This window comes from Streptomyces sp. NPDC111520 (assembly GCF_055635295.1).
Map to the genome: position 1 here is coordinate 22,065 of NZ_JBVKBW010000041.1, position 10,509 is coordinate 32,573.

Consider the following 10,509-nt stretch of genomic DNA (forward strand, 5'->3'; position numbering starts at 1 on the left):
GGGACATCAGGGTCGACCCCGAGGCGCCCCCCAACCTCGTCGGGGACGTCAGGTGCAGACCGTGCCCGGCGGGGGCAACCGCCCGCCGGTCAGGTAGCGGTCGACGGCGTCGTCGACGCATCCGACCGACCTGAGGTAGGCGGTGTGGCCGTCGCCGTCGTAGGTGAGCAGCCGGCCCGAGGAGAGCAGACGGGCCAGGGCCCGGGCCTCGGAGTAGGGGGTCGCCGGGTCGCGCGTGGTGCCGAGGACCAGGATCGGCGCCGCCCCGGGCGCGGTGACGGGACCGGCCGACTGGTCCGCGGGGACCGGCCAGTGGGTACAGCTGGACAACTGCTCGGCGAAGTACCTGCCGAAGCGGGGCGAGACGCGCACGAATCCGGGGAGCGCGGCCCGCGCCTGCGCGGGAGTGGCGCGCGGCCCCAGGCTGCCGCTGAGGCAGGTGATCGCGAGGTACGCGTCACCGCTGAAGCCGGAGTCCTCGAAGGCCCCGCTGAGTTCCTGCACGGCGGTGGTGCCACCGGTGCGCACCTCGCGGAGCGCGGTGCGCAGCTTCTCCCACGCGGGTGCCAGGAGTCCGGTGGTGACCGCGTTGACGAGGGTGTCGCCGTCGACGACGACGTCCTTGCCCTGCCGCAACGGCGCGCGGTCGAGGGACTCCACCAGCGCGTCCAGCGCCCGGCCCGCCTCGGCGGCCGAGTGGCCCACGGGGCAGGCCGGTCGGGCGGCGCAGTCGGCGACGAAGGAGTCCCAGGCGATCTGGTAGCCCCGGGCCTGGCCCAGCAGGCTGTGGACGCCGTCGAGCCTGGGGTCGACGGCGCCGTCGAGCACCATGTGCCCGACGTGCGACGGGTAGAGGCCGGCGTAGCTCGCACCGAGGTAGGAGCCGTAGGAGAAGCCGAGGTAGTGCAGCCGCTCGTCGTCGAGGAGGACCCGCAGGAGTTCCATGTCGCGGGCCGAGTCGAGCGTGCCGACGTGGGGGAGCAGGGGCCCCGCGCCGCGTTCGCACGCGTCGGCGGTCTCCCGGGCCGACGCGTCGGCCGCCGTGAAGTCCGGTTCCGCCGCGCCGGTTCCGGCGGGGTCCGGACCGGCCGCGCGCGGCGCGCCCCGCACGCCGGGAAGGGCGCCGGCCGTGCCGGTGGCGCATCGGACCGGGGTGCTGGAGCCGACCCCGCGCGGGTCGACGGCGACCAGGTCGTAGGCGGCCCGTACGGCCGGTGAGAAGGACCCGGCGTACGACCACAGCGAGGTGATCGCGGGTTCCCCGGGGCCGCCCGGGTTGAACAGCAGCGAGCCGATGCGCTGGCCGGTCCCGGTCGCCTTCCTGCGGGTCGCCGCCAGACGGATGTCGCCGGCCTGCGGGTGGGCGTAGTCCAATGGGGCCCGCAGGGTGGTGCACTGGAACGACGGCTGCTCCGGGCAGGGCCTCCAGTCGAGTTCCTGCCGGTAGTAGCCGGTCAGCCCGGGGGGAACGGCCGCGGTGGTGCCGGTGCCCGTGGGCCCCGCCGGGCCGTGGCCCGCGCGTCGCCCCGGCGGGTCCGCCGCGCAGGCGGTCACCAGGAGTGCGCAGGTCCAGAGCACGGCGAGCGCCGCTTGGTGGAGCCCGCGCCGGGGTCCGCGGGATATGGGGCCGGTGGTCCGGGCTTCCGTCATCGCCACGTCTCTCCTTCACCTGCCGGTGCGTGATCAGTGCACCACGCACCGTGTTCGGCGGGAGTGTTCGCCTGGGCCGGTGGAGTGAACGGCGCCGGGCCCGCCGGCCGGCCGCCGGGCTGCGTCCGTGCGGCCGACAGGCGGTGGACGGCAGCCCGCCCCGGGCCCGTGTGCGGGCCCGGGGCGGAGTGCCGTGCGGAGGGGTGCGGGGCGTCAGGCCTCGCCGCCCTGGGGGCGACGGCGGCGCAGCAGGAACACCCCGCCCGCCGCCGCGGCGGCCAGGAGGGAGGCGCCGACGAGGCTCCCGGCGGTGTTCATGCCGGTCGAGCCGCCGCCGAAGCCGGTGTCGGGAGCGCCGTAGTCGTTGTCGTTGTCGTTGCCGTTGTTGTTGTCACGGTCGTTGTCGCGGTCGTTGTCACGGCCGCCGTGGCCGTAGTGGCGCTTGTGGCACTTGCGGTCCCGGTCCCCGTGGCCGCCGCGGTCGCCGTACCCGCCCCGGTCGCCGTAGCCGCCGCGGCCGTTGTCGTCGCCGTTGTCGTCACCGCGGCCTCCGTGGCCGCCCCGGCCGTGCCCGCCCCACGAGCACTTGTCGCGCCCGTGGCCGCGGCCGTAGTTGCCGTAGTCGTCCTCGTAGTCGTCGCCGTACTCGTCGTCGTGGTTGTTGTCGCCGTAGTCGTTGTCGTTGTCGTTGTTGCTGTTGTGGTTGTTGCTGTTGTTGTTGGTGTTGTTGTTCGTGTTCGTGTTGGTGCCGCCGTCGCGGTCGCCGCTGGTGCTGGTCGTGCCGGGAACGGTGAGGGTGCCGACGCTGCCCTGGTCGGCCTTCGGGCCGATCATGCAGCTGACGGTGATCGTGTAGGTGTTCGCCGGCGCGTCCTCCGGGATCGTGAAGGTGCCGGTCAGCGGGCCGCCCGGGGTGGACGCGCTCAGGGCGAGCGCGTTGCGCAGCAGGCCGGACGGGAAGGCGTTGGCGTTCACCATCGCGCCGGGCGCCTGGCAAACCTCCGAGCTGGCGGTGACGGTGACGGAGCGTCCGCTCTGGGCGACGTTGACGTCGACCACGGCGAACGCCTGCGAGTTCGGAAGGACGACCGCCGCGGCCGTCATGGTCGCCATCGCCAGGATACGAGCACCACGCATGGAGCTGAACCTCCTTGTGGACGGGGCAGGCGGGATGTGGCCCCCGGCACGACTGCCAGCGCGTCCTCGAGACCTATATGGCGATCATCCGCAGCCGCTCCGCACCCCGAGACCGGCGGAGGTGTACGGCCGAATGGGGTGGGGCCGTGGCGTCACGCGGGGAGTTTCCGCAGGTGAGAGGGGGTGTGACGGCCCGGATAAGAAAAATGTGAAGAGATGTCCAACCGGGTGACGGCCCATCAGTTAATCTTGCGTCAGCAGGGCGGCGGAGGATCGCTCCTCCCGGCGCCGAAGTGGCTGACGGATCGTCAGCGTGCTTCGCCGTGCCCGCTGATGACTCCAGCCTGACATCCGGCCCTGCGCTGATGTATCGTCATGAACGGTCCGTTGGTGCGGGATTCACCCGGCCGGCCTCAGAAGCGGATACGGGCGGCGAGGGGCAGGTGGTCGCTCCCGGTCGCGGGCAGGGTCCGTACGTCCGTGACCGTCGCGGAACGTGCCAGGACCTGGTCGATCCGCGCCAGTGGGAACCGCCCCGGCCAGCTGAACGCGAGCCCCGACTCCGGGGCGCGCAGCCGCGAGGTGAGGGGGGCGAGTCCCCGGTCGTCGACGGTGCCGTTGAGGTCCCCCAGCAGGATCACCCGTTCCAGCGGCTCCGCCGCGATCTCGGCGCCGAGGAGGGCGGCGCTCTCGTCCCGCCTGGCGGAGCCGAACCCGCTCGCGCCGAGGCGGAGCGAGGGCAGGTGGGCCACGTACACGGCGACGTCCCCATGCGGCGTCCGGGCGGTCGCGCGCAGGCCGCGGTTCCAGTCCTCGCCCAGGTCCGCGGGCCGGATGTCGGTCCTGCGCCCGTCCGCAAGGGGATACCTGGACCACAACCCGACCGTGCCGAAGGTGACGTGGTGCGGGTAGGGCCCGTCCAGGACGGCGCGGAACTGCGGCAGGAGGGACGGCGTCAGCTCCTGCACAGCGATCATGTCACCACCGGCCGACAGGAGTTGACGTGCCGTGCCCCTCGGATCGGCGTTCTCGTCACTGACGTTGTGCTGCACCGCGACGAGGTCGTACGTGGAACCGCCGTGCGGGACCAGCAGCCCCCCGAAGACCACCGACCAGGCGGCGACCGGCACCAGCAGCGCGCACAGGGCGACGCCCGAACGCCGCAGCAGGGCGACGCACAGCAGGACGGGGACGCCCGCACCCAGCCACGGCAGGAACGTCTCCAGCAGGCTCCCCGGCCGGCCGGGACCGTTCGGTACCGCCCCATGGCACACGATCAGCAGCGCCAGCAGGAGCGCGAACGCCGCCGGCACCCCGTCCCAGCGGCGGCGGCCGCGCCATCCGCGGCCGTCCGGCACCGTAGCCGCCCGGCCGTGATCCGCCGGTCCGCGTTCCGCCCGCCCGTGATCCGTTCGCCCCAGTGATCGCACGCAGCAATGACGCCGGGCCGGGCCGTCCGGTTCCCGCCCCACGGCCTGACGGGTCCCACGCGCCTGCGTTACGGCGCCTCCCGCGGGTCCTCCACGACCCGGAACTCGGCCGGGCCCAGGGTGAGCACCCCGTCGCTCAGCGGCGTGCAGCGCACCCCGCCCCTGCCCCGCAGCGCGCGCTGCGCCCCCGGGCCGATGACGGCGTCCATCCAGGCGCAGGGCCGGGCGGGGCGCCGCACCGCGAACCGGACCGGCCCCGCCCCGGTGTCCAGTTCCACGGTCGTGCCCACGTACGCGTCGATGTCGACACCGCGGAGCAGCACGTTGCGGCGGGTGTGCCGCAGGTCCGTTCCCGGCGCGATGTCCAGCGGGAGGCCCTCGGCCGCCATCATGGTGACGGCCGCGTTGCGGTGGGCCGGCCGCGCGTAGTAGCGGTCGCCCACGAGCCCGAGCCCGCTCCGCACCTCGGCGCTGTGCACCAGCTCCCCGTCCGCCGCCGCCGACGGCCCGTCCGAGGGCCGCCCCATGTACCGGTGCGCGGGCGACACCAGCAGTTGCACGACTTCGACCTGCTGAGACATGCGGCCAGCCTAAGTCGCTGCCCGCGGTGCCGGGCGTGGGCTTCATCTCAGGCCGCTTCGTCTCAGGCCGTCACAGGTGCCGCCGGTCCCACGCGTCGCGGGACGTCGCCATGGGGCGGCGGAGCGGCACGCCGTCCACGTACAGGTCGACGTGCTCGTTGTAGAACGCGACCATGCCCGCGACCGGGGCGCACGCCGCGGTGGGGAAGTCGTACGCCCAGGCGATGTCCTCGTGCGTGGCGCCCTCGCCGTCGAAGGACCAGTAGCCGCTGGTCGTGCCCTTGTAGGGGCAGCGCGTGACGGTGTCCGAGGGGCGCAGCCGGCTCCAGTCGACGTGGACGCGCTCGACGTAGTACCGGGTGGGCAGGCCCGTCTCGAACAGGGTGACCGCGTGCGGGGCGTCGGCGAGGACGGTGCCCTCGACCTCCACGCGGACGCCGCTGGAGGAGCGCAGGGCGTCCACCCTGGTGTACGGGCTCCGCGGGTGGACGAAGACCTGCTCGTCCTCCTCGTACCAGGCGTCGAGGGCCTCCCAGCGGAAGCGCGCGGTGCCCAGGAGCCGGTCCGGGGCGCCCTCGTCCCACACCCAGGCGGCGCCCTCGCGGACCTCGGTGCCGACGCGCAGCGAATGGCGGCGCGCCGGGCCGGGGCCGAGCCGGCCGGCCCGGCCGTCGTCCGTGAGCTCCGCCCCGGTGAGGTCCTTCATGGGGATGCTGTACTGCGGGTAGCCGGGCCACTCCCACACGTACAGGGCATGCCGGGTGTCGAGGACGGTACGGCCCCCGAGCTGCGCCCGGATGCGCCGCGGTACGGGCTCCACGTGGCCGACCGGGACGATCAGACCCGGGTGGTTCACGCTCTCGTCCGACATCGGTGATCACCTCGGTCCGTTCACGGGCTTTCCGAACGCCCGTTACGCCCAGCTTCTCCGGCGCCCGCGCGATCGGCCACCCCGGGCCGTGGCCCCGGCCTCCCCGGCGTCGCCGGTCCTCGGCTCCGCCGCGGACGGTCAGGCGCCCACGGTGCCGTCGACGCCCTCGCGGAGGAAGTCCGCGTGCCCGTTGTGGCGGCCGTACTCGAGGAGGACGTGGACCATCACCATCCGCAGGGAGACGTCCTCGCCCCAGCGGGGCTGGCGCCCGGTCACCGCCAGGGACGCGGCCGCCTCCTCGATCCGCCGGGAGTTGGCCACCTCGGCCTCCCAGGCCGTGAAGGCCTCGGCCCGGGTGGACGCGCTCGCGTCGTAGGCGGCCTGGAAGTCGATCCTGTCGGACCACACCATGGGCGCGTCGTTGTCCTCGAACACCCGCCGGAACCAGGCGCGTTCCACCTCCGCCATGTGCCGCACGAGCCCGAGCAGCGACAGGGTGGACGGCGGCATCGACTGCTGCCGGAGTTCCTCGTCCGAGAGCCCCCGGCACTTCATGGCCAGCGTGGCGCGGTGGTAGTCGAGGAACGCCCGGAGCGTCTCGCGCTCCCCGCCCAGCAGCGGCGGGCCCACGCGGTCGTCGTCGGTCACTGGATGCTCACTTCCTGCGTTGCGGATTCCGGGTCAGCCTTTCACCCCTGCCGCCTGGCCGGCCCGGGAATTATGCCGGGCCAGGCCGCCTCCCGGACGGCCGGGCGGCGCGGGTCCGTCTCCCGCGCCCTCGTCGGCGCGGTATTATAACGGCCGTTACAGATCGACGGGTCGGGAGGTCACTATGGCGGGAGGACGGCCGCGCGCCTTCGACGTCGACGAGGTCCTGGACCGGGCGCTCGAGGTGTTCTGGCGCCAGGGCTACGAGGGCACCGGCATCTCGGACCTCACCCGGGCCATGGGCATCAACCCGCCGAGCCTCTACGGCGCCTTCGGCAACAAGGAGGAGCTGTTCAAGCGGGTCCTCGACCACTACGCCGACGGCCCCGCCCGGTACATCCGGGAGGCCTTCGCCGAGCCCGGCGCGCGCCGGGTCGTGGAGCGGCTGCTGCACGGCGCCGCGGACGCCACGACCCGGCCCGACTGCCCCCCTGGCTGCCTCACCGTGCAGGGAGGGCTCGCCGCGTCGCCCGGATCGCAGACCGTGCGCGACGAACTCACCGCACGCCGGGCCGCCGGCGAGACGGCGCTCCGTCTGCGGCTGGACAAGGCGAAGGCCGACGGAGAGCTGCCCTCCGAGGCCGATCCGTCCGATCTGGCCCGCTACTTCATCACCGTGTACCAGGGCCTCGCCGTTCAGGCCGCGGGCGGCGCGACCCGCGAGGAACTCCACCGGGTCGTCGAGCTCGCGCTGGGCGCCTGGCCCGCGGAGCCGGTGGCCGGCTGACATCAGCCAGGAGGCGGTCCGCGGGCGTGGCGTGAGCGCCGACAGCAGGCCGGCCGTCGCTGTCCACGTGCTCGCGCGGACGGCGCTGGACCGACGCGACGACGGCCCGGCGGCCACGCCGGAGCGCATCGCGGGCAGCGTCGACACCGAACCCGTGGGCATCGGGCGCTGCCTGGGCGAACCCCACGGGCGGTCGGGACGGCACGCTCTTCCGGCTTCACCCTGCGACAGGGCGTACGACGGCCCGCACGACAGCATCGAGTGGCAGCTCGCCCCGACGACCGCCGCCGGCGTGCTCCCCGACGGGCTCGTCCGGCGGCGGTGACCCGCAGCCCCGCGCAACCGGGTGTCCGGGAAGGGCGCCGGCGCCGCGGGCCGCCCGCCGGTTCAGCCGGCGAGCGCCGCGAGTTCCCGCCACTGGGCCAGCGGGACGGCGGAGTCCGTCCCGACGACGTGCAGGCAGACGTGATCGGCCCCGGCCTGGTGGTGGTCGCGGACGCGCGCGCCGATGGCCTCGGTGTCGCCCCAGGCCACGACGCTGTCGATGAGCCGGTCGCTGCCGCCGGCGGCCAGGTCCTCCTCGGTGAAGCCCTGGCGCAGCAGGCTGCGGGCGTAGTGGTCCATGGCCAGGAACGTCCCCAGGAAACCGCGGGCGGCGGCGCGGGCCCTGGACGGATCACGCTCCGGAACGACCGCCTGATAGGGCGCCAGAAGGGGTCCGGGACCGAGCAGTTCCCTGGTGGCCGCCGAATGCCCGGGGGTGACCATGAACGGGTGCACACCCGCTGTGCGGCGTCCCGCGAGCCCGGTCATCTTCGGCCCCAGCGCCGCCATGACGCGCTCTGCGGCCGGTACGGGGGCCGGGGCCCCGTCGAGCTCGTCCAGGTAGGCGCCCATGTCCGACAGGGGCCGGTAGGGGCGTCCCGCGCCCTGCGCGGCGGCCGCGTCGCTGACGCCCAGGCCGAGCAGGAACCGACGGCCGTACCGCTGCCGCAGACGCGCGTGGCCCGCCGCCATCTCCGCGGCCCGGTGGCGCCAGATGCTGAGCACGCCGACCGCGATGCGCGCCGTCCGTGTGGCGGCGAGCAGGCGCTCCGAGTCGCCCAGGACGTCGCCGCCGCCGAGCCCCGGGATCCACAGGGTGCCCCAGCCCATCGCGTCGAGTTCGGCCGCGGCGTCCTCGATCGCGCCGGGGTCGGCCGTGCGCAGCTCGATGCTCCAGATTCCTGTCCGTCCCAAGTCCATCGTGTGTCCCGTCTGTGCTGGTGGTGGTGCTGGTGGTGGCGGTGCGTGCGGTTGCCGCCCGACGCGGGGCGGGGCGGGGCCGGAGACGGCCGTCCCCGGCCCAGCTCAGGGGAAGGAGGCCCCGGTGGTGCTCAGACCTGGTTGGCCCCGCCGTCGACGAAGAGTTCGATGCCGGTGACGAACGTGCTCTCGTCCGAGGCGAGGAAGACGGCCGCGGCGGCGACCTCCTCGGGCCGGCCCATCCGGCCGAGCGGCACCTGGCCGGCGAGGAAGCCCTTGAGCTGTGCCCTCCCCTCGGCGTCGGCCGCGAGGCCGTCGATGCCAGGTGTGTCGATCGGGCCGGGGCTGATGGAGTTGACCCGGATCGAGCGGCCGCTGAGTTCGTTGGCCCAGGTCCTGGCGAAGGAGCGCACCGTCGCCTTGGACGCGCCGTAGACGCCGAAGGCCTCGCTGCCGACGGAGCCCGCGGTGGAGCCGGTGAGGATGACCGAGGCTCCGTCGTTGAGGTGCGGCAGCGCCTTCTGGACCGTGAACAGCAGGCCCTTGACGTTGCTCCCGAAGATCTCGTCGAAGTGCTGCTCGGTGACCTGCTCCAGGGTGGAGAAGCTGCCGCCGCCCGCGTTGGCGAACAGTACGTCGACACGGCGCCCCGCCTGGGCGACGGCGTCGTAGAGCCGGTCGAGGGCCGCCGGGTCGGCGACGTCGCTGTGGACACCGGTGGCGCGGGGTCCGATGTCCGCCACGGCGGCGTCGAGTGCGTCCTTGCGGCGGCCGGTGACGAACACGTATGCGCCCTCGGCGGCGAACCGCCGCGCGGTGGCCAGGCCGATACCGCTGGTGCCGCCCGTGACGATGGCGGTCCTGCCGTCAAGCTGTCCCATGGAATTGCTCCGTATCGCGATCGATGATCGCCCGCCTCGTTGTAACCATTGTTGTTACATTTCGCCGCAGGAGATGCCCACGGCGCCTTGCGCGTCGCGTTCGCATGCGCCGCGTCGGGGGTGGGGGCGAATTATGTAGTGGTCGATACGAAACTAGGTCGGCCTGCGGCGGGTGTCAAGCAGGGCCGTCCGCGGCCGTCTCCCCAGTGGGGCGCGGCGGGGCGGGGAGGGGCGGGGTCACACCTGCCGCTGGCCGCCGTCGACGAAGAGCTCCACCCCGGTGACGAAGCTGCTCTCGTCGGACGCGAGGAAGGCGACCACGGCGGCGACCTCCTCGGGCCGGCCCATGCGGCCGAGCGGCACCGTGGCGACCAGGCCCTCCAGCAGGCGGCGGTTCTCCTCGGGGCCGGGGGCCAGGGTGTGGACCCCCGGGGTCTCGACGGGCCCCGGGCTCAGGGTGTTCACCCGGATGGCGCGCCCCTTGAGCTCGTTCGCCCACGTCCGGGCGAAGGAGCGCACCGCGGCCTTCGAGGCGTTGTAGACCGTGAACGCCTCCGCCCCGCCGCTGCCCGCCGTCGAGCCGGTGAGGATGACCGAGGCGCCGTCGTTGAGGAGCGGCAGTGCCTTCTGGACGGTGAAGAGCACGCCCTTGACGTTCGCCCCGAAGGTGTCGTCGAAGTCCTGCTCCGTCACGTCCTCCAGGCGGGCCATCCGGCCCCCGCCGGCGTTGGCGAAGAGGACGTCGATCCGCCGTCCAGCGGCCCCGACCCGGGCGTACAGCCGGTCCAGGTCGGCGGGGACGGCGACGTCGCCGTGCACCGCGGTGGCCCTGTCCGGGCCGATCGCCGCGACCGCGTCACGCAGTTCCGGCTGCCTGCGGCCGGTGACGAAGACGTGCGCGCCCTCGGCGGCGAGGCGTTCGGCGGCGGCCAGCCCGATGCCGCTGGTCCCCCCGGTGACCACCGCGGTCTTCCCGTCGAAACGCCCCATCGCCGACCTCCAGCGTCGCTCGTGAGCAGTATCCGGTGGCCCGGCCGCCGCCGCACCGCGAGTGCCGGCCGTCCGCGGCCGCGGGGGCCACCGGGAGCGCGAGGGGCGTACGCGACGAGGGCGGCACGGCCGTACGAAGCGGCCCTTCCGCCGGAACCGGGACCACGTCGGGCACTTCGGTGCCCTCCGCACGCGCTTCGGCTTCCCATCTGTGCAACTGCGCGTACTCCCCCCGGCTTTCGTCTTGTCACCCGGGTGTGATCGCCAGCAGGGTGCAGGGCGAGCCGCG

General features: G+C 74.1%; 11 protein-coding genes. 2 read left to right on the forward strand and 9 right to left on the reverse strand.

Translation table 11 applies throughout. The annotated features are described in order from the left end of the window. Nucleotides 1–48: 48 nt before the first annotated feature. From ACZ7MY_RS42495 to ACZ7MY_RS42520, 6 genes are all read right to left on the reverse strand, one after another. Nucleotides 49–1,650 carry an alpha/beta hydrolase gene (locus ACZ7MY_RS42495; RefSeq protein WP_499611621.1) on the reverse strand — a complete coding sequence of 534 codons (1,602 nt, stop codon included), beginning with the start codon at nucleotides 1,648–1,650 and terminating at the stop codon, nucleotides 49–51. A gap of 213 nt (nucleotides 1,651–1,863) precedes the next feature. Then, the gene (locus tag ACZ7MY_RS42500) at nucleotides 1,864–2,787 is read right to left on the reverse strand and encodes a hypothetical protein (RefSeq protein WP_499611623.1); all 924 of its coding nucleotides are present in this window, start codon (nucleotides 2,785–2,787) and stop codon (nucleotides 1,864–1,866) included. A 413-nt stretch (nucleotides 2,788–3,200) separates the two neighbouring features. Then, complete coding sequence (locus ACZ7MY_RS42505) at nucleotides 3,201–4,145, reverse strand: endonuclease/exonuclease/phosphatase family protein (RefSeq protein ID WP_499611626.1); 945 nt, start codon at nucleotides 4,143–4,145, stop codon at nucleotides 3,201–3,203. Nucleotides 4,146–4,285: 140 nt separating this feature from the next. Further along, nucleotides 4,286–4,798, reverse strand: a complete 513-nt coding sequence (locus tag ACZ7MY_RS42510) for a molybdenum cofactor biosysynthesis protein (RefSeq protein ID WP_499611629.1) — start codon at nucleotides 4,796–4,798, stop codon at nucleotides 4,286–4,288. Between the two features lie 70 nt (nucleotides 4,799–4,868). Next, nucleotides 4,869–5,669 carry a DUF427 domain-containing protein gene (locus ACZ7MY_RS42515; RefSeq protein ID WP_499611630.1) on the reverse strand — a complete coding sequence of 267 codons (801 nt, stop codon included), beginning with the start codon at nucleotides 5,667–5,669 and terminating at the stop codon, nucleotides 4,869–4,871. A 138-nt stretch (nucleotides 5,670–5,807) separates the two neighbouring features. Beyond that, complete coding sequence (locus ACZ7MY_RS42520) at nucleotides 5,808–6,317, reverse strand: DinB family protein (protein WP_499611631.1); 510 nt, start codon at nucleotides 6,315–6,317, stop codon at nucleotides 5,808–5,810. Nucleotides 6,318–6,501: 184 nt separating this feature from the next. On the opposite strand from ACZ7MY_RS42520, the gene ACZ7MY_RS42525 reads away from it, so the two are divergent. Continuing rightward, nucleotides 6,502–7,104: a TetR/AcrR family transcriptional regulator gene (locus tag ACZ7MY_RS42525; RefSeq protein ID WP_499611633.1), complete on the forward strand. Its 603-nt coding sequence runs from the start codon at nucleotides 6,502–6,504 to the stop codon at nucleotides 7,102–7,104. A 31-nt stretch (nucleotides 7,105–7,135) separates the two neighbouring features. Further along, the gene (locus ACZ7MY_RS42530; protein ID WP_499611635.1) at nucleotides 7,136–7,429 is read left to right on the forward strand and encodes a hypothetical protein; all 294 of its coding nucleotides are present in this window, start codon (nucleotides 7,136–7,138) and stop codon (nucleotides 7,427–7,429) included. A gap of 62 nt (nucleotides 7,430–7,491) precedes the next feature. Here the strand turns inward: ACZ7MY_RS42530 and ACZ7MY_RS42535 are convergent, their stop codons facing one another. The 3 genes from ACZ7MY_RS42535 to ACZ7MY_RS42545 form a co-directional block, all read right to left on the reverse strand. Further along, a complete protein-coding gene (locus tag ACZ7MY_RS42535) occupies nucleotides 7,492–8,349 on the reverse strand; it encodes a TIGR03620 family F420-dependent LLM class oxidoreductase (RefSeq protein WP_499611636.1) in 858 nt (285 codons plus the stop codon). A gap of 131 nt (nucleotides 8,350–8,480) precedes the next feature. Beyond that, the gene (locus ACZ7MY_RS42540) at nucleotides 8,481–9,230 is read right to left on the reverse strand and encodes a glucose 1-dehydrogenase (protein ID WP_499611637.1); all 750 of its coding nucleotides are present in this window, start codon (nucleotides 9,228–9,230) and stop codon (nucleotides 8,481–8,483) included. Nucleotides 9,231–9,467: 237 nt separating this feature from the next. Next, the gene (locus ACZ7MY_RS42545) at nucleotides 9,468–10,220 is read right to left on the reverse strand and encodes a glucose 1-dehydrogenase (protein ID WP_499611639.1); all 753 of its coding nucleotides are present in this window, start codon (nucleotides 10,218–10,220) and stop codon (nucleotides 9,468–9,470) included. Between the last annotated feature and the right edge of the window lie 289 nt (nucleotides 10,221–10,509).